General features: G+C 33.9%; 17 protein-coding genes. 13 read left to right on the forward strand and 4 right to left on the reverse strand.

Going from position 1 to position 18,509, the window contains the following annotated elements; genetic code table 11:
• Window positions 1-8: 8 nt before the first annotated feature.
• Window positions 9-2,672 carry a DNA gyrase/topoisomerase IV subunit A gene (locus tag B5X55_RS13110; protein ID WP_079513087.1) on the reverse strand — a complete coding sequence of 888 codons (2,664 nt, stop codon included), beginning with the start codon at window positions 2,670-2,672 and terminating at the stop codon, window positions 9-11.
• A 25-nt stretch (window positions 2,673-2,697) separates the two neighbouring features.
• Window positions 2,698-4,560 (reverse strand): DNA topoisomerase IV subunit B, encoded by a 1,863-nt coding sequence (locus B5X55_RS13115; RefSeq protein WP_079513088.1) that lies wholly within the window; start codon window positions 4,558-4,560, stop codon window positions 2,698-2,700.
• A gap of 240 nt (window positions 4,561-4,800) precedes the next feature.
• Here B5X55_RS13115 and B5X55_RS13120 point away from each other — a divergent pair, with 240 nt between their 5' ends.
• Both B5X55_RS13120 and B5X55_RS13125 read left to right on the forward strand, forming a co-directional pair.
• A complete protein-coding gene (locus tag B5X55_RS13120) occupies window positions 4,801-5,697 on the forward strand; it encodes a DnaJ C-terminal domain-containing protein (protein ID WP_079513089.1) in 897 nt (298 codons plus the stop codon).
• 2 nt (window positions 5,698-5,699) lie between these two features.
• On the forward strand, window positions 5,700-5,993 hold the full coding sequence (locus tag B5X55_RS13125; RefSeq protein ID WP_079513090.1) for a chaperone modulator CbpM: 294 nt from the start codon (window positions 5,700-5,702) through the stop codon (window positions 5,991-5,993).
• Here the strand turns inward: B5X55_RS13125 and ychF are convergent.
• Complete coding sequence (gene ychF, locus B5X55_RS13130; RefSeq protein ID WP_079513091.1) at window positions 5,990-7,084, reverse strand: redox-regulated ATPase YchF; 1,095 nt, start codon at window positions 7,082-7,084, stop codon at window positions 5,990-5,992. The two genes, B5X55_RS13125 and ychF, sit on opposite strands and share 4 nt — an antisense overlap.
• Window positions 7,085-7,284: 200 nt before the next feature.
• Here ychF and B5X55_RS13135 point away from each other — a divergent pair, with 200 nt between their 5' ends.
• Genes B5X55_RS13135 through B5X55_RS13150 form a run of 4 tightly spaced genes read left to right on the forward strand, consistent with a single transcriptional unit; the run spans window position 7,285 to window position 12,843 of the window.
• Complete coding sequence (locus B5X55_RS13135) at window positions 7,285-7,863, forward strand: RNA polymerase sigma factor (protein WP_079513092.1); 579 nt, start codon at window positions 7,285-7,287, stop codon at window positions 7,861-7,863.
• Window positions 7,864-7,920: 57 nt separating this feature from the next.
• On the forward strand, window positions 7,921-8,934 hold the full coding sequence (locus tag B5X55_RS13140) for a FecR family protein (RefSeq protein ID WP_079513093.1): 1,014 nt from the start codon (window positions 7,921-7,923) through the stop codon (window positions 8,932-8,934).
• A gap of 15 nt (window positions 8,935-8,949) precedes the next feature.
• Window positions 8,950-12,042, forward strand: coding sequence for a TonB-dependent receptor (locus B5X55_RS13145; protein ID WP_262494161.1), 3,093 nt, complete (start codon window positions 8,950-8,952; stop codon window positions 12,040-12,042).
• Between the two features lie 57 nt (window positions 12,043-12,099).
• Window positions 12,100-12,843, forward strand: a complete 744-nt coding sequence (locus B5X55_RS13150) for a class I SAM-dependent DNA methyltransferase (RefSeq protein ID WP_079513094.1) — start codon at window positions 12,100-12,102, stop codon at window positions 12,841-12,843.
• 14 nt (window positions 12,844-12,857) lie between these two features.
• On the opposite strand, the gene B5X55_RS13155 is transcribed toward B5X55_RS13150, so the two are convergent.
• Entirely contained in the window at window positions 12,858-13,208 is a 351-nt protein-coding gene (locus tag B5X55_RS13155; RefSeq protein WP_079513095.1) for a 4Fe-4S dicluster domain-containing protein, read from the reverse strand.
• An 89-nt stretch (window positions 13,209-13,297) separates the two neighbouring features.
• Between B5X55_RS13155 and B5X55_RS13160 the strand changes: the two genes are divergently transcribed.
• The 7 genes from B5X55_RS13160 to B5X55_RS13190 all read left to right on the forward strand — a co-directional run bounded on the left by B5X55_RS13160 (window position 13,298) and on the right by B5X55_RS13190 (window position 18,483).
• Window positions 13,298-14,362, forward strand: coding sequence for an acyl-CoA reductase (locus B5X55_RS13160; RefSeq protein ID WP_079513096.1), 1,065 nt, complete (start codon window positions 13,298-13,300; stop codon window positions 14,360-14,362).
• Between the two features lie 71 nt (window positions 14,363-14,433).
• The gene (gene serC, locus B5X55_RS13165; RefSeq protein ID WP_079513097.1) at window positions 14,434-15,498 is read left to right on the forward strand and encodes a 3-phosphoserine/phosphohydroxythreonine transaminase; all 1,065 of its coding nucleotides are present in this window, start codon (window positions 14,434-14,436) and stop codon (window positions 15,496-15,498) included.
• A gap of 69 nt (window positions 15,499-15,567) precedes the next feature.
• Window positions 15,568-16,518 (forward strand): D-2-hydroxyacid dehydrogenase, encoded by a 951-nt coding sequence (locus B5X55_RS13170; RefSeq protein WP_079513098.1) that lies wholly within the window; start codon window positions 15,568-15,570, stop codon window positions 16,516-16,518.
• 68 nt (window positions 16,519-16,586) lie between these two features.
• The gene (locus tag B5X55_RS13175) at window positions 16,587-17,219 is read left to right on the forward strand and encodes a DUF937 domain-containing protein (RefSeq protein ID WP_079513099.1); all 633 of its coding nucleotides are present in this window, start codon (window positions 16,587-16,589) and stop codon (window positions 17,217-17,219) included.
• A gap of 65 nt (window positions 17,220-17,284) precedes the next feature.
• Entirely contained in the window at window positions 17,285-17,755 is a 471-nt protein-coding gene (locus B5X55_RS13180; RefSeq protein ID WP_079513100.1) for a DUF6146 family protein, read from the forward strand.
• 30 nt (window positions 17,756-17,785) lie between these two features.
• On the forward strand, window positions 17,786-18,103 hold the full coding sequence (locus B5X55_RS13185; protein WP_079513101.1) for a DUF6787 family protein: 318 nt from the start codon (window positions 17,786-17,788) through the stop codon (window positions 18,101-18,103).
• Between the two features lie 62 nt (window positions 18,104-18,165).
• A complete protein-coding gene (locus B5X55_RS13190) occupies window positions 18,166-18,483 on the forward strand; it encodes a hypothetical protein (protein WP_143814500.1) in 318 nt (105 codons plus the stop codon).
• The last annotated feature ends 26 nt before the right edge of the window (window positions 18,484-18,509 follow it).

Here is an 18,509-nt window from a genome sequence, read left to right on the forward strand (position 1 = left end):
ATCAATAATTAATCAAACAAGGTTTTAGGATCATCTGGTGGTAGTACATTTCCTGAATCTTCACTATCATTTTCGTCATTAGATTCAATAGCCTCTTCATCCACTACTTCAATATCCTCTGCCTTTTCAGGAACCACAGGCTCATAAGGCAATGGATCTAATAAATTAATGTTTTTAACCTTTTCGGTAATGAATTGATTACCTAAAGCTTTAATTCCTTTTATTGATATAAAATCTTCTATATCAATAGATTCATTATCTTTCGCCTCTTTACCTCTAGGCTTAGGAAATTCAATTTCAACCAAAGGCCTCCAGTCAGTCGAAACTATTTCTAAATATGATTTAGGATGCTCTGAGATAAACAATTCCTCTCTATTTTCGTTCTCGATAACAAACCTTTTAACATAGAAACGCTCTTTTTCACCCTCCCAATAAATAGCTGAAATTGGCTTCTCTGGAATCCATTTTTCAAGCACAATCATATCATCATCGAAGTGAGATGTCAACACTGGTAAAAATGTTTTAGCAACACCTTTTTGATTGATTACCAACAACAAGTCATCACCTTTAAATTCGCCAAGAAGCTCTCCTCTACCATCTACATTTAACCTACGAACAACATCGTCGAACCAAATTTTTCGTGGCTTTAAAGTAGAAACACCTTTCTCTTTTAACTCAATTCGTTTAACCGAATACTTTGTGACTATATTTCCTTTTGATGCTCTTCCCTTAATTATTACATCAGTAAAGTCAATATCCCATTTCAACTTCTTAATACTACCGACCTGTCTTAATAATACTGTAATTACTTCAGCCTCACCATTAGGATTAGCGGAAAAATATAATACCTGAGACCCAGGTTTACCAGGTATTAAGTCATAAATTCTATCTCTAGTTATACTAGTAACATTAAATCGCTTAATATATGTAGGGCCACCCTTACCATCTTTATAAACCAAGTTATAAGTTGTCCGCTTATCCTTTTTCTTAAAAACAGCAACGTGAATAATACCTTTACCAACGAAAATCTTGGAATCTACTTTAGACACCATCATTTTCCCTTCATTGGTTATCACTATAATATCGTCTATGTCACTACAATCAGTAACATATTCATCTTTTTTAAGCGATGTACCTACAAATCCCTCATCTTTATTTACATACAGTTTAGTATTTCTAATAGCTACCTTAGTTGCTTCAATATCATCGAATACTCTAATTTCCGTTAAACGACCTCTATCCTTACCGTAAGTTTCTTTTAAATTCTTAAAATAATTTATCGCGAACTCGATTAAATTAGCAAGATGGTTTTTCACTTCGGCAATTCGCTCTTGTAGACTCTCTAGATATTGCTGAGCTTTATCTAAATCAAATTTTGAAATTCTTTTAATTCTAATTTCTGTAAGCCGAGTAATATCTTCCTCAGTTACCGCTCGTTTTAAATGCTTGGTAAAAGGAGCCAATCCTTTATCGATAGCGCTAATTACACCCTCCCAAGTTTCTTCATCCTCAATATCTCGGTAGATTCGATTTTCAATAAATATTCTTTCTAATGAAGTAAAATGCCACTGTTCTTCTAATTCACTCAATTGAATCTCAAGCTCCATTTTCAAAAGCTCTACAGTTGAATCGGTAGACCTTTTAAGCATTTCTGTTACACCGATAAACAATGGTTTGTTATCCTCGATTATACAACCTAGTGGAGATATTGACGATTCACACGCCGTAAAGGCATAAAGTGCATCAATGGTTTTATCTGGCGAAATCCCAGACGGAAGATGAATTAAAATTTCAACATCAGCAGCCGTGTTGTCTTCAATTTTTTTGACTTTAATCTTGCCTTTGTCATTAGCCTTTAAAATGGAATCTATTAAACTACTAGTATTAGTTCCATACGGTATCTCATTGATTACCAATGTATTCTTATCAAGTTGAGCTATCTTAGCACGAACCCTAATTTTCCCTCCTCTTAATCCGTCATTATAATTTGTAATATCTATAATACCTGCGGTTGGAAAGTCAGGGTATATTTTAAATCGTTGCCCTTTTAAATGCTTGATAGTAGCATCAATAAGTTCAATAAAATTATGAGATAAGACTTTCGTTGAGAGTCCAACAGCAATACCCTCGGCTCCTTGCGCCAATAATAACGGGAACTTCACTGGTAAATTTACGGGCTCTTTCTTTCTTCCATCATAGGAAGATTGCCATTCAGTAATTTTTGGACTAAAAACAACTTCAAGCGCAAACTTAGAAAGCCTTGCTTCAATATATCTAGATGCAGCAGCCCTATCGCCTGTCAATATATTACCCCAGTTACCTTGGGTATCTATAAGCAAATCTTTCTGTCCGATTTGGACCATGGCATCAGCAATACTCGCATCACCATGCGGATGATACTGCATCGTATGCCCTACAACATTTGCAACTTTGTTATAACGACCATCGTCCAACTCCTTCAAAGAATGCATTATCCTACGCTGCACTGGCTTAAAACCATCTTCAATCGCAGGTACTGCTCGTTCTAAAATCACATACGAGGCATAATCCAAAAACCAATCTTTATACATACCACTAACCCTAGTTAAGGCATCAGAAGAATCTGAATTAGTATTATTCTCTTCAGAAAGGTTTTCGTTAATATCCTCGTTCAAATCGTCATTTTCCTCCATTCAGAAGCAATCGTATTTATTTAGTTTATACTACTTTATCCTTAATTAAGTCAACTTCAACTTTAAGATTATTGATAATGAATTTTTGTCTATCAGGAGTGTTTTTTCCCATATAAAAACTTAATAATTCCTCTATAGACATTGCCTTATCTAGCATTATAGGTTCTAATCGAATATCATCACCAATGAAGTGTCTAAATTCATCAGGTGATATTTCTCCTAAACCTTTAAATCTCGTGATTTCTGGTTTCCCTGTCAATTTATTTATGGCATGTTGACGCTCTTCATCGCTATAGCAATAAATAGTTTCCTTTTTATTACGCACCCTAAATAGAGGTGTCTGCAATATATAAAGGTGATTTTCTTTTATCAACTCTGGAAAAAATTGCAAAAAGAAGGTGATTAGTAACAATCTAATATGCATACCATCTACATCGGCATCGGTAGCTATAATAATATTATTGTAACGTAAATCTTCAATAGTCTCTTCAATATTCAATGCAGCCTGTAACAGGTTGAACTCCTCATTTTCGTAGACAATCTTCTTAGACATGCCATATGAGTTTAAAGGTTTTCCTTTTAAACTAAAAACTGCCTGTGTATTTACATCTCTAGATTTAGTTATAGAACCTGATGCGGAATCTCCCTCAGTTATGAATAAAGAGCTTTCTAGCCTACGATCATTCTTCATATCACTTAGATGAACTCTACAATCTCGCAGTTTCTTATTATGTAAACTTGACTTCTTTGCTCGGTCACGCGCTAACTTACGAATACCCGAAAGTTCTTTTCGCTCCTTCTCAGCCATCATAATTTTTCGCTGAAGCTTATCTGCAGTATCTGTATTCTTATGAAGATAATTATCTAAATATTTACCAATGAAATCATTGATATACGTCCGTACAGTAGGAAATTCTCCGCCCATATCGGTAGAACCTAATTTCGTTTTAGTTTGACTTTCAAAAACTGGCTCTGTAACTTTTAATGCAATAGCGGAAATTATAGACTTTCGAATATCGGATGCATCGTAATCTTTCTTGTAAAATTCTCTTATAGTTTTTACTATAGCTTCTCTAAATGCAGCTTGGTGCGTACCACCTTGTGTCGTATGCTGCCCGTTAACAAAAGAATGATACTCTTCGCTATATTGTGTTTTGCTATGTGTCATGGCAACTTCAATATCCTCTCCTTTTAAATGAATAACAGGATAAAGCATATCATCCATATTATTATTATCTTCAAGAAGATCTTTTAATCCGTTTTCAGAGTAGAATTTTTCACCATTAAATACTATTGTAAGACCTGGATTTAGATACACATAGTTTTTAAGCATGCGTTCTACATACTCATTTCTATACTTATAATGTTTAAAGATCGCTTCATCAGGAATAAAAGTAACCTTGGTGCCTTTTCTTTTGGTCGTTTCTTCTGGACCAACTTCATTTTCTAAATTACCTGAACTAAACTGAGCTGTCTTTATTTGGTTCTCTCGCGAAGATTGAACTTCAAAAAAACTAGATAAAGCGTTTACGGCTTTAGTACCTACACCATTAAGACCTACCGATTTTTTAAATGCTCTACTATCATATTTACCACCAGTGTTCATTTTAGAAACTACATCTACAACTTTTCCTAGCGGTATACCACGACCATAATCACGCACCTTAACAACCTTATCTTTTATGGTGATTTCAATAGTCTTACCAGCGCCCATTACAAACTCATCGATACAGTTATCGATAACTTCTTTCAATAAAATATAGATCCCATCATCTGCTGAAGAACCATCTCCCAATTTACCGATATACATACCAGGCCTTAATCGGATATGTTCTTTCCAATCAAGCGAGCGTATGTTATCTTCAGTATATTGAGTGTCTTGGGACATTTAATAAAATTTTATGAAAGTGCTGCTAAAGATAGTACCACTCGGCAAAAGATAAAACCCCTAAACGTTAAAGTAATTAACAATGAATTCCACATTTTTGTTGATAGCAGTCACAATAGAGAATAATCACCAACAAATTCATCATTATGAAACTTACTTTAAATTGGTAACTATTTGGTGATATCTATCATAGGAAACACCTCAATGTTTTTATATCTTTAGTTTAGATTTTTAAGACCTATGGAATTTATTGATTATTATAAAATTCTTGAAATAGACAAGAAAGCTTCTCAAGCAGACATTAAAAAAGCCTATAGAAAATTGGCCCGAAAACTGCATCCAGATTTAAACCCTAATGATAAAAGCGCACAACAAAAGTTTCAGCAGGTAAATGAGGCAAATGAAGTTCTAAGTGATCCTGAAAAAAGGAAGAAATACGACCAATACGGCAAAGATTGGGAGCATGCAGATGCTTTTGAAGAGGCGAAAAGAAATCAACGCAGTTCATCAGGAGGTCGTAGAAATACATACAGTACATCAGGCGGTGGCAGTGAAGATTTTTCTGATTTCTTCGAGTCGATGTTCGGTGGAGGAGGTTACAGCGGTGGAGGAAGAAGATCAACTCAATTTAAAGGTCAGGATTTGAATGCCACCTTAAAATTAAATATGCTCGATATCTTAGAAGATCAAAAGCAAACATTGGACCTTGGAGCTAAGAAAATAAGAATCACTATACCTGCTGGGGTTGAAGATGGCCAAACAATTAAAATTACTGGTTATGGTGGCGAGGGAGTTAATGGAGGCCCCAAAGGAGATTTATACTTAACATTTGAGATAAATAACAATACGCCTTTTAAAAGAGTCGGAAATGATTTGTATAAAAATCATATCATCACTCTATATGATGCCATACTAGGTGGTGAAATTGAAGTGGAAACTTTAACCGGAAAAGTAAAATTAAAGGTTAAGCCAGAAACTCAAACTGACACAAAGGTTAAGTTAAAAGGAAAAGGTATGCCGGTATACAAGAAAAAAGGCGCTCATGGAGATTTATATATAACCTACAAAGCATCAATGCCAACAAACCTTTCAGCGAAGGAAAAAGAATTATTCAAACAACTTTCAGAATTACAATAAATATGGATTCAGAAAATTTTATACTAATAGAACACTACTGTGAACAGACACAAACCCCAATAGATTTTATTGACGATTTATTGGAATACGGTATGATTGAGGTTCAATTAATTGAGAACAAAACTTATGTTCAATCACATTACATAATAGAAATTGAAAGAATCTATAGATTACGCCAAGATTTAGGCATTAATATGGAAGGAATAGATTCTCTCAACCATATGCTGGAAAAAGTCAACCGATTAGAACGAGAATTAAAATTGTTAAGAAACCGCTTAACTATTTATGAGCATTAAACATTAAACCTGAAATGCATTACATCGCCATCTTTAACGATGTATTCCTTGCCTTCAACTCTCATTTTACCAGCTTCTTTTACTTTTGATTCACTACCAAAAGCAACGTAATCATTATAGGCTATTACCTCTGCCCTAATGAATCCTTTTTCAAAATCAGTATGTATAACACCTGCCGCTTGAGGTGCTGTTGCTCCAACTGGAATAGTCCAAGCACGAACTTCTTTAACACCAGCAGTGAAATACGTTTCAAGATTTAATAATTTATAAGCTCCACGAATCAATTTTGCAGAACCCGGCTCTTCTAAACCTAAGTCCTCCAAAAACATATGACGCTCTTCATAAGTCTCTAATTCTGTAATATCAGCTTCGGTACCTACTGCAAGAAAAATAACTTCAGCATTTTCATTGGCAACCATTTCTTTCACCTTTTCCACATAAGCATTCCCCTTCACAGCTGCATCTTCATCTACATTACACACATACATCACTGGCTTATCTGTAATAAACTGTAGTGGTTTCACAAATTCAAGTCTAGACTCTTCATCAATTTGAATTGCCCTTACAGACACCCCTGCTTCTAATCCACTCTTTATAGCCAGTAAAGCAGCCTCTTCTTTTTGAGCTTCTTTATTACCTGTTCTTGCCGCTCTTTTTACTTTTTCAAGTTTTTTATCTACGGTCTCCAAATCTTTCAATTGAAGCTCCATATCTATAGTCTCCTTATCCCTTATCGGATCCACACTACCATCTACGTGTACTATATTGTCATTATCAAAACAACGTAGAACATGTAAAATGGCATCCGTTTCACGAATATTACCAAGAAACTGGTTTCCTAAACCTTCACCTTTACTTGCTCCTTTTACCAATCCTGCAATATCCACTATTTCAACAGTTGCAGGCAATACCCTTTCAGGGTTGACTAATTCTTCTAATTTCTCTAATCTGGCATCAGGCACATTAACAACCCCAATATTTGGCTCAATAGTACAAAATGGAAAATTTGCACTTTGCGCCTTAGCATTAGACAAACAATTAAAAAGTGTTGATTTACCCACGTTTGGTAATCCTACTATACCTGCTTTCATAATAAAGAATATTTAAAGGGTGCAAATATAGTTTTTACTTCAACATTCTACATTCAATTTCTACTCTTATGTTGATTAAAAATGCATAGTGAATATTTACATTATCTTCAAACTTTTTAGACCGATAACAACTAATGTTTGGTATTTTAACATTTTTTAAGAAATATTTTAATACTTTACGCCAAGAACTGTAAGAATAAATGGAACTTCACTCTGATGAGACGCTTTGGTATTTTTTTAAAAAGGGAGAGGTCAATGCTTTTTCACTTCTTTTTAAAAAGTATTACCCCCAATTACATGTGTATGGAATAAAATTGAGCAATGCTCCTAGTCTCACAGAAGATTGCCTTCAAAACTTTTTTATTCAACTCTATGAGGATAGGGAGAAAAAAGGAACTATAAAGAATCTTAAAGCTTACTTATTTGTTTCTTTCAAAAGGAGACTGATAAAACAACTTCAAAAAAATCAGAAAAACATTCCTATTTCAGAAGCTCAATTTTTTAAATCAAATTTCACATTTTCAACTGAAGAAATTGCCATTCATCAAGAAATTCAATTTCTATGTACCACTACGCTGTCACAATTAATAAATCAACTATCTCCAAGACAAAAAGAAGTTATCTATTTAAAGTACTACAGTAACATGAATAGTAAAGATATAGCCGAGGTAATGGATATGAATTACCAAAGCGTATTAAATGTCCTTCAAAAAGCATTATCAAAATTAAGATTAGCCTCTGAAAATCAACAACTTAAATCTATTTTAAAAAAAAGTTGAAAATAGTAGGGTATATTTTATAAGAAAAAACCTCTTATAAATGGAACACCTTACTAAATGGACAATACAAACAAATTCGACTTACAGTATTTTTTATCAGATATGTCATTTAAAAATTGGGCTAAAGGCTTAAATAAAAATGATATAGCTTACTGGAATAGTTGGGTACAGCATAACCCAAAACATATTGAAACTGTTGAAAATGCAAAAGCCATTGTTGTTGGCATAAATTTCAAGCCACAATTTCTAAGTAATGAAAAGGTTGACCAAGAGCTTTCTAAAATTCTACCTAAAATAGGATTAAAAACTTCTACGAAACAACCTTTAACAAAAACACGACCATTAAACAAGACAATATATTTTTCAGCCGCTGCCATAGTCCTAATTTTATTAAGCTGGACAAGCCTATCTCTCTTAAATGATCACAACACAATTACACATAAAACGAATTTTGGTGAAATCATAGATCTAAAGTTACCTGACGGTACTTCTGTAGTATTAAATGGCAACTCAGAAATATTTTATGAAAAGGATAATCCGCGATTGATAAATCTTAAAGGTGAAGCATATTTTAAGGTAAAATCTATACCGAGCACCAATGCAAAATTCTGGGTTACTACCAATGATCTTAAAGTAGAGGTTCTTGGAACTCAGTTTCATGTAAATACTAGAGAACAAAAAACAAATGTTGTTTTAGATGAAGGATCCATTCATTTAGAATTTAAAAACGGTGATGTCACTAAAATGATTCCTGGTGAAATGGTATCATTTTCAAATAAAAGCAATGAGGTTGTTCATAAAAAAGTTACTGTCGAAACACCATATGCTCTATGGCGCGGCGGAACCTATGCCTTTAATGAAATTCCACTTAAAGATGTAATGTTGAATTTAGAGCTCACTTATGGCCTTGAAGTTAGATATTCATCTGATCATTTAAAAGATATACCCATTTCAGGAGGTATCCCTAATCAAAATTTAAAAATATGTATTGCCGCAATTGAAAAGGCAACTGGAACTAGAATCATTAACAAAGGAAATATTTTACAAGTACAAGAGAACCCTATTTATTAACTAAACTATTTATTTATGAAAACAAACAAACTAATGAGAATGCTGCTTGCAGTAATGCTTTTTTCAAGCATCACCAGTATCATGGCGTCTAATGAACTCAAAAAAGAGGTGACTCTAAGTGAGTTTCTAAATGAGATTAGTGCAAAGCACGAAGTGTTTTTCACGTACAACCCTACGCTGGTTTCTACTACCAGTTTAAATCCTGAGGAATATGAATTTCCTTTATTGGATAAGATTATCAATAAATTGGAACGTAAAACTAGTTTCGATTTTGAATATTTAGGCAATAAATATTATGTGGTTTACCATAAGAAGCCAGAAAGAGCGAAGATTTTAAAAGTGAATTCTGTTAATAATGGTATTACTGCCCTAACCTTAAACGAGGTAATTCAAAATACTATTTCTGGTAAGGTTACGGATGATTCTGGAATGCCTTTAGCAGGAGTAAATATTATTGAAAAAGGAACCACCAACGGTACTACATCAGATTTTGATGGTAATTACTCAATAAATATTACCGATGATACAAATTTAGTATTTAGCTATATAGGTTTTGCTACTCAAGAGGTATCTACTGCTGGCAAAACTACTATTAATGTTCAGTTATCTGAAGGAATGCAATTAGACGAGTTCATCGTTGTTGGTTCTCGTACAGCTCCAAGAAGTAATGCTGACACACCTTTACCTGTTGATGTTATTGGCGCTAAAGATTTGAGTTCAACTGGTCAAGCTACTTTTGATAAAGCTTTACAGTATAGAATTCCTTCCTTTAACACGGTACAAACTCCGGTAAACGATGCGACCTCTTTATTAGATCCTTATGAAATTAGAAACATGGGACCTAGTAGAACGTTAATTCTAATTAACGGAAAACGTAAAAACTTAAGTGCTTTATTATACACTCAAACTTCTCCAGGACGTGGTGAAACTGGTGCAGATATTTCTGCAATACCAACAGATGCAATCAAGAGAGTTGAAATTCTTCGTGATGGTGCTTCTGCTCAATATGGTTCAGATGCCATCGCTGGTGTAATGAATATTATTCTTAAGGATTCTCCAAATGAAGGTTCAGCTACAGTAAGAACAGGTATTACTTCTGAAGGTGACGGTGAAATGTTTGGAGTAGCTTTAAACAATGGCTCTTCTATTGGAGAGGATAATGGTTTTATAAATTATACTGTTGACCTGTCAAAAGTTAACCAAGCAAATAGACCAGGTACTGTAAATGCAGCTGGTGAAGCAGGTGATTTTGGAGCAGATATTGCAGATGTACAATCATTTTTATCAAGAAAGCCTGATGCTGGTAACATAAACGGTTCTCCAGAAACAGCTGCAGCTAAATTTTCTGTTAACTTAGGGTATGACCTAAGTGATAATACTTCTCTTTATGCTAATGCTGCATATGTATACAAATCGGTGAATAGTTTTGCTAACTACAGAACTCCTTACTGGAGAACAGAAGCTGACTTTCCTTATTTAGCAGATTTCTTTCCAAATGGTCCAGGTGGAAGTTACGATGGTTATGTACCAACATTTGAAGGATTATTAAGTGACTACAATGGTACAGTTGGATTTAAATCTACTATTAACGATTGGAATATCGATGCAAGTTTTACTACAGGTGGAAACACTCAGACGTACAAAGTGAACAATACTCACAATAGAAATGTAGTTTATTCTCCATCAACTTGGGTTGATGCGAATGGCAATGGTTCTGTTGATGATGGTGAAATTAGTGAAGGTTCAGAATTGTATCGAGAAAATAGTCAACAATCATTTGATCCAGGAGGAACTAAGTTCACCAACAATATTGGTAACATTGATATCTCTAGAATACTTTCTGATAAAGTTAGTATTGGTGTTGGTGCAGAGTTTAGAACTGAAACTTTCGAAGTAATTGAAGGTGAATTGGCTTCTTATGATGGTGGTGGTGCAGATTCATTTGCAGGTGCTTCTCCTCAAAATGCTGGTAAATTCAACAGATATAATATTGGTGGGTATTTCAGTTTAGATTATGATGTGTCTGATGCCTTTTTATTAAGCGGTACTATTAGAACAGAAAATTATTCTGATTTTGGTAATGCTTTTGTTTACAAATTTAGCTCAAGATATAAAGTTAACGATGCTTTCACCTTAAGAGGTTCTATTTCTTCAGGATTTAGAGCTCCTACCCTACACCAAATCTATACTCAAAAAGCACAATACAGTTTTGTGCCAGGACAAGGTATTCAAGTTGGTGGTTTAATCAACAACGTGTCTACACAAGCTAAATTATTAGGTATACCTCAATTAGATGCTGAAACATCAACTAACTTCACAATTGGTTTTGGAGGTAAAATTGAAAACAAATTCAGCTATACTTTTGACTACTATAACATAGCAGTAAAAGACAGAATCGTATTAGGTTCTGAAATAGGTCCGAGTGGAGACGCAGCAAACCCATTAGATATTCTATTGGCGAATAACAATTTAACTGATGTAAGTTTCTTTTCAAATGCAATAGACACTAAAACTTCTGGTATTGATGTTGTTCTTGCCTACAAAGGCATAGAACTTGGAGAAGGTAACCTTGATTTAAATTTATCTGGGAACTACACTATTCAAAACGAAAGAGATGGGGATGTAAAAGATGTGCCATTAGTAGCAAATTCAGGTCAGTCTGTAGTTAATGAAACTCAAGAGGCTTTATTCTTTACTTCTAGACCTAAGACAAAGTGGATTTTAGGTGCGAACTATGACATTAATAAATTTGGTTTTTCTTTGAATAACACATACTTCGGAAAAACAACTTTTCAACAACAAGGTTTGGATAACAATTTATTTACAGAGTTTACCCCAAAAATTGTTACAGACTTAGGTATTAACTTTAGTCCAACCGACAAATTAACATTAGCATTAAACATCAACAACTTGTTGAATGTGTTGCCTGAGTGGAGTTTTCAATCTAAAAATGCAGCAGGTAATGCTATATTGGCCGATCCAGCTCAAACACAAAACCAGTCTAACTTAATTACTTTCAACCAACGTTATTCTCAAATGACGTATGATGGTTATCATTTTAGCCAATTAGGTACAATGTTCAACTTATCGTTGAATTATAAGTTCTAGTTTGATTTAGTTTATTGGAAGAAAGCTACCTATATTTAGGTAGCTTTTTTTTGTACTATGGGTGAGTTATACAATGAAAACCTAGCCTGGGTTTACGATGAAATTTATCAAGGTTTTATTGATTATAAGGCTGAATATGAATTTTACAAGAATTTGTGCAATGGCTCTAATTCAAAACGAATATTAGAAATTGCATGTGGCACTGGTAATTTAGCCAAATCTTTTACTACAGATTTCAGCACGTATGTTGGCTTAGATTTTAGCGAATCAATGCTCAATATTGCAAAGAAAAAATTTCCAGCAGGAAATTTCATTCAAGGTGATATGCGGCAGTTAAACTTTGTTAAACAGTTTGACAACATTCTTATAACAGGAAGATCAACTAGCTATCTACTCAATAGTACAGATTTAAAACAAACTTTTAAATCTGCACACACGGCGCTTGAAGATAAAGGCCTTTTTATGTTTGATTGTATCCATGCAGATTTATTTATCCCCTATATTCTAAAGAATAGCAGTGTGGTTCATAAATCAACCTACAATAAGAAACAATTTGAAAGAGATTCTTATTGGGTTAAAAACAAAAACAATAATTATCATCTAATTGATTGGAAATCTACCTATTACCAATTAAAAGATTCCGAAAAAATTGTATTGGGTGAAGACTCAACTCTATTTAGAGTTTTTACCGTAAAAGAAATAACCGAAGCATTACAGCATTCCGGATTTAAAATTTTAGAAATTATGGATAGAGAAACCTATGCTTTTGATACGAATGTATATGTCTGCCAAAAAAAATAGTTGAAAAATACTCCTTATTCAGGATGCATAAAGCGTTGCTTAGCTAAAAGCACTTCCTCTGATTCTACATGATCATCATCAGGCACACAACAGTCAACCGGGCATACAGCAGCACACTGTGGCTCTTCATGAAAACCCACACACTCTGTACATTTATCTGGCGATATATAGTAAACTTCATCACTAATAGGCACTTGAACTTCATTTGCATCTACCCCTTTACCATTAGGCAAAACCACATTACCTTCTAATGATGTACCATCGCTGTAACGCCATTCATCAGCACCTTCATAAATTGCGGTATTCGGACATTCTGGCTCACAAGCCCCACAATTGATACATTCGTCAGTTATTATAATTGCCATAATTTCTTCTACATTAAAATGCCCAAAAAAGAACGGGCATGCTTATTTTTGCACAAAGGTAATCCCTACTAATTGAGTATACAAATATAATGACCCATCACAACCTTACTATAGAAGCTTTTGTTAAACTTGGAGATTTTCTAAGAACATTTTGTGAATTTATAACATCAGACAACAATTCTGAACATTTAAATCATAAATGGACCGCAAGATTTAAAACTGAAATTGAAATGGCCCAACATTATAATGGGTGGTTCTCAGAAGAGAATTGCATTCATGCATTTCAAGAATGGGGAAATTTATTGACAAGAGAAAATCTCGAAGCATGGTGTGAAAATTACAACCTAACCATCAACAAAGAAAAAGTCGTTGCCCTAATTATGGCTGGCAATATTCCTCTAGTTGGGTTTCATGATCTTTTATGTGTGCTAGTTACTGGTAATAAGGCATTGGTAAAACTGTCAAGTAATGACCAAAAGTTAATTCCATTATTAATAGATTATGTAAAAAGTATAGAGCCATACTTTGAAGGAAGGGTAACTTTCACAAAAGAGAAGCTTGAACATTATGATGCTGTTATTGCAACAGGTAGTAATAATACAGCAAGGTATTTTAAATACTATTTTGGTAAAAAACCACACATTATTAGAAAAAATAGAAATTCTGTTGCCGTTTTGAATGGAAAAGAATCGGGGGAAGAGCTGACCGCTTTAGGTGAAGATATTTTTAGATATTTCGGTCTTGGTTGTAGAAGTGTATCTAAAATATTTATTCCAAACGATTATAACATAGATACTTTTTTCAAAGCAATGTTTCCTCATAACGATATTATCAATCATAATAAATATGCTAATAATTATGATTATAACAAGGCCGTGTATCTAATGAGCGAGTTTAAAATACTGGATAATGGCTTTCTTATTTTAAAGGAAGAAAAAAGCTATGGCTCCCCTATTGCATCGCTTTTCTATGAGCATTATAACAATTCAGAAGAATTAAAAGCAAAACTGAAATTAGAAGAAGATAATATACAGTGTATTGTATCTTCAGGATTTATAGATAATGAAATAGTATTCGGGCAAACCCAAAAACCATCGTTAAGTGATTATGCAGATGGAATCGATACGGTTAATTTCCTGTTGAGAACATCATAGAATTAAATACCTTTCTGTATCGCAAAATCTTGAAAAAATCCTGACATTTGCATCCTTAAATTACATTCAAAATGAAAATACATAATTTTAGCGCTGGCCCTTGTATATTACCAAAAGAAATATTGTTAAAGGCTTCTGAAGCCGTTATGGACTTCAATGGCTCTGGACTTTCACTTATAGAAATTTCACACAGAAGCAAAGATTTTGTTGCAGTAATGGAAAACGCAAGATCATTAGCATTAGAATTACTTGATTTAACCGATAAGGGATATCAAGCCCTTTTTCTGCATGGTGGTGCAAGTCTTGAATTTTTAATGGTAGCCTATAATCTTTTAGAAAATAAAGCAGGTTATTTAAATACCGGTACTTGGAGTGACAAGGCAATTAAAGAAGCTAAATTATTTGGTGATGTTGTTGAGGTTGGTTCATCTAAAGACGAAAATTTCAAATACATACCAAAGGGTTATTCAGTACCTGATGGTCTTGACTATTTACATATTACATCTAACAATACCATATTCGGAACCCAATTCAAGAAATTTCCAAAAACTGATGCTCCATTGGTTTGCGACATGAGTTCTGATATATTTTCAAGAAGCTTAGATTTCTCTCAATTCGACTTAATTTATGCTGGTGCCCAAAAGAATATGGGTCCCGCAGGTGTTACCTTAGTTGTTGTAAAGGAAGATATATTAGGTAAAGTTTCTAGAAAAATCCCTTCTATGTTAGATTATAAGGTACATATAAGCAAAGACAGCATGTTTAATACGCCTCCTGTTTTTCCTGTGTACACTTCAATGTTAACACTAGAATGGCTTAAAAATCTTGGTGGTATCGCTGCCATTGAGGAGATTAATGAAAAGAAAGCCAGATTGTTATATTCTGAAATTGACTTAAACCCTGTTTTTGAAGGATATGCCAATATTGAAGATCGATCACTAATGAACGCAACTTTCAACTTAACCGATGAAAGTTTAAAAACTACTTTCGAAAATATGTTGAAGGAAGCTGGTATTAATGGCCTAAACGGTCATCGTTCAGTTGGTGGGTACAGAGCTAGCATGTATAACGCACTTTCTTTAGAAAGCGTAGGTGTGCTGGTAGACGTAATGAGTGAAATGGAACGAAAAGGATAATTAACTAAACTGTTAATCATTGAAATCGTGAACCGACTTTCACTCAATCATTAAATAAGAAATAATAATATGAAGATTTTAGCTAATGATGGTATTTCCACTAATGGTATTTCCATGATGGAAAAGGCCGGATTTGAGGTTTTAACTACCACTGTGGCACAAGAACAATTAGCCAATTATATAAATGAACATAAAATTGATGCTTTATTGGTTCGTAGCGCAACTAAAGTTAGAAAAGAATTAATTGACGCTTGTCCTACATTAAAACTTATTGGTCGTGGTGGTGTTGGTATGGATAATATAGATGTTGCCTATGCAAAGTCTAAGAATATTCATGTAATCAATACTCCTGCAGCATCATCAGAGTCAGTTGCCGAATTAGTATTCGCTCACCTTTTCGGAGGTGTTCGATTTTTATACGATGCCAATAGAAATATGCCATTAGAAGGTGACAGTAATTTTAAAGAGTTAAAAAAATCCTATTCAAAAGGCACCGAATTAAGAGGTAAAACTCTAGGTATTTTTGGATTTGGAAATATAGGTCAAGCCACTGCAAAACTTGGTATTGGGGCAGGTATGAATGTTGTTTATTGTGATCCTGAAGTTTCGAATGCAACTATTGAGCTAACATTTTTTGATGGGCAAAAAGTAACCTTCGCATTGAAGAACACTGAAAAGTCTGAATTGATAAAAAATGCCGATTATATATCATTACACATACCTGATCAAAAAAGCTATGTTATCGGCAAGGAAGAATTATCACAAATGAAAAAAGGCGTGGGCATTGTAAATGCTGCTCGTGGTGGTGTAATTGATGAAGTAGCTTTAGTAGAAGCACTTGAAAATGGAACGGTATCATTTGCTGGCCTTGATGTCTACGAGTCAGAACCAAAACCTGAAATGAAAATTCTTATGCACCCTAGTATATCTCTTTCTCCTCATATTGGTGCTGCCACATTAGAAGCTCAAGAGAGAATTGGATCAGAATTGGCTGAACAAATTATCACATTATTAAAATAGGTGCTTTATAGCATATTTTAATAACTCTTTTCGTATTTTACAGCATAAACATTAAATTAACTATTAGAATGGCAGGATTATTAGATTTATTAAACAGCCCAATGGGCAAGCAATTGATTAGTGGCGTTGCAGGACAAACAAATCAACCTGAAAACAAAACCGCTGATGTATTGAGCATGGCAATGCCATTAATACTAGGTGCAATGAAAAAGAATGCATCTTCACCAGAAGGAGCCGCAGGATTGATAAATGCGCTTTCAAGCAAACACAATGGTAGCATCTTGGATAACCTTGGTGGACTTTTCAATGGTGGTGTAGATGATAATGTAATGCAAGACGGTGCTGGTATCTTAGGACATGTTTTTGGCGGTAAACAAGCAAATGTTGAAAATGCCCTAAGTCAAAAATCTGGACTTGATGCAGGTTCAATAGCTCAAATACTTAAAATTGCCGCTCCAATTGTAATGGGTATGATTGGTAAACAAACGGCTCAAAGTAATGTTAGTGATTCTTCAGGCATGAATGCCTTATTAGGAAGTATGCTGGGTGGACAACCACAAGAAAATCAGAGTTTGATTACAACACTTTTAGATGCTGATGGCGATGGTAGCGTTTTAGATGATGTTGCTGGCATGGTAATGGGTGGCAGTAAGAAAAAAGGTGGATTAGCAGGTCTTTTAGGTGGACTTTTCGGTAAATAAAAGTTGTATACTATTTAACATATGCCGCTTGCAGATGCAAGCGGCTTTTTTGTATCTTATTTTTCATGAAAAAGAGAAAGAATAAATCCGTCCTACTTAATTTCATTATCATCTTTATTTTTGCCTTGGTTTTAATTAGCTGTGGGTCAACAAAGGAATCATTAGCTATTTCAAATGATGAAAAAGTAGCTTTCGAACAAGTTGAAGGCGATACGATAACTATTTCAAGTGATAAAACTGAGTATGAAATTATAATAATTGAACCAGGTTTTTATACATGGCTAAACTCAATAGCGAAACCTGAAGGATATTATTCTCAAAATTTTCTAGAAAATCGCAATTACTTAATGGTATTAGAATGGAACCAAAGAGTATTACAACCCATGCGATATAGCCCAAATTTATATGAGCTTCAGATTGATTATATTAAAAATATAGATTATGGTTATGAGGTAAATTATAAACTCTATAATTACTTTATCTATTTTCAAAGAAAGTACAATCAACGATTGGGTCCTTTTATCCCACGCATATAAAAAGTATATTTACTGGCTTTAAAAATTTTTATGCAAAAATTAAAAGAACGCTGGGGTATTTCCAGTAATTTTCAATTAATAATCATTTTTTTCGTTTTCGCGATAACTGGCTCATCTTCAGTTTATGTAGCTAAACCATTCTTAAATCTTATAGGTTTACAACAATCAAATTTTCCAGACGCGTGGTGGGGTACGACTATCTATTGGTTTTTTAGAATTATCCTTATTTTTCCTTTTTATCAAATTCTGCTTGTAATTTATGGATGGTTATTCGGTCAATCTAAATTCTTTTGGGCTTTTGAAAAAAAAATGTTGAAACGAATCGGCTTAGGTTTTTTATTCAATTAATTTAAGAGTTCATTAACAGTTTATACCTGCATGCATTAGTTAGATTTGTAAATATGAATTTTTTGAGGTACAAAATAGTTTATCCAATAGTTGCCATTATCTTAATGGCTAGCCTGTTGGGTCCTTATTTTGTGAAAATATCTCACGCTTTAAACGAGCATGAAGAATTTCACTGTACATCTAAAGAATTACATGTTCATGCTGTTGAGTTCGATTGTGATTTTGAGCACTATCAACTATCTTCCTTATATTATCCAGAATTTGATTACCCGCAGTTTATTCAACTAACTCCTATTACCGAGGCTATTATAAACAACTACTACTTTTTAAGTAAGTATCAACAACTTCATTTTGTATTAAGAGGTCCTCCTTCTTGTTAATTATTTTTTAACAAGCTGAAGTCTAT

The sequence above is a fragment of the Maribacter arcticus genome (genome assembly GCF_900167935.1).
In the GTDB taxonomy this organism is placed as follows: domain Bacteria; phylum Bacteroidota; class Bacteroidia; order Flavobacteriales; family Flavobacteriaceae; genus Maribacter; species Maribacter arcticus.

Bases quoted from the DNA above. Each gene is read 5' to 3' on its own strand.
- B5X55_RS13110 (WP_079513087.1), bottom strand. From the start codon at position 2,672: ATGGAGGAAAATGACGATTTGAACGAGGATATTAACGAAAACCTTTCT.
- B5X55_RS13115 (WP_079513088.1), bottom strand. From the start codon at position 4,560: ATGTCCCAAGACACTCAATATACTGAAGATAACATACGCTCGCTTGAT.
- B5X55_RS13120 (WP_079513089.1), top strand. From the start codon at position 4,801: ATGGAATTTATTGATTATTATAAAATTCTTGAAATAGACAAGAAAGCT.
- B5X55_RS13125 (WP_079513090.1), top strand. From the start codon at position 5,700: ATGGATTCAGAAAATTTTATACTAATAGAACACTACTGTGAACAGACA.
- ychF (WP_079513091.1), bottom strand. From the start codon at position 7,084: ATGAAAGCAGGTATAGTAGGATTACCAAACGTGGGTAAATCAACACTT.
- B5X55_RS13135 (WP_079513092.1), top strand. From the start codon at position 7,285: ATGGAACTTCACTCTGATGAGACGCTTTGGTATTTTTTTAAAAAGGGA.
- B5X55_RS13140 (WP_079513093.1), top strand. From the start codon at position 7,921: ATGGACAATACAAACAAATTCGACTTACAGTATTTTTTATCAGATATG.
- B5X55_RS13145 (WP_262494161.1), top strand. From the start codon at position 8,950: ATGAAAACAAACAAACTAATGAGAATGCTGCTTGCAGTAATGCTTTTT.
- B5X55_RS13150 (WP_079513094.1), top strand. From the start codon at position 12,100: ATGGGTGAGTTATACAATGAAAACCTAGCCTGGGTTTACGATGAAATT.
- B5X55_RS13155 (WP_079513095.1), bottom strand. From the start codon at position 13,208: ATGGCAATTATAATAACTGACGAATGTATCAATTGTGGGGCTTGTGAG.
- B5X55_RS13160 (WP_079513096.1), top strand. From the start codon at position 13,298: ATGACCCATCACAACCTTACTATAGAAGCTTTTGTTAAACTTGGAGAT.
- serC (WP_079513097.1), top strand. From the start codon at position 14,434: ATGAAAATACATAATTTTAGCGCTGGCCCTTGTATATTACCAAAAGAA.
- B5X55_RS13170 (WP_079513098.1), top strand. From the start codon at position 15,568: ATGAAGATTTTAGCTAATGATGGTATTTCCACTAATGGTATTTCCATG.
- B5X55_RS13175 (WP_079513099.1), top strand. From the start codon at position 16,587: ATGGCAGGATTATTAGATTTATTAAACAGCCCAATGGGCAAGCAATTG.
- B5X55_RS13180 (WP_079513100.1), top strand. From the start codon at position 17,285: ATGAAAAAGAGAAAGAATAAATCCGTCCTACTTAATTTCATTATCATC.
- B5X55_RS13185 (WP_079513101.1), top strand. From the start codon at position 17,786: ATGCAAAAATTAAAAGAACGCTGGGGTATTTCCAGTAATTTTCAATTA.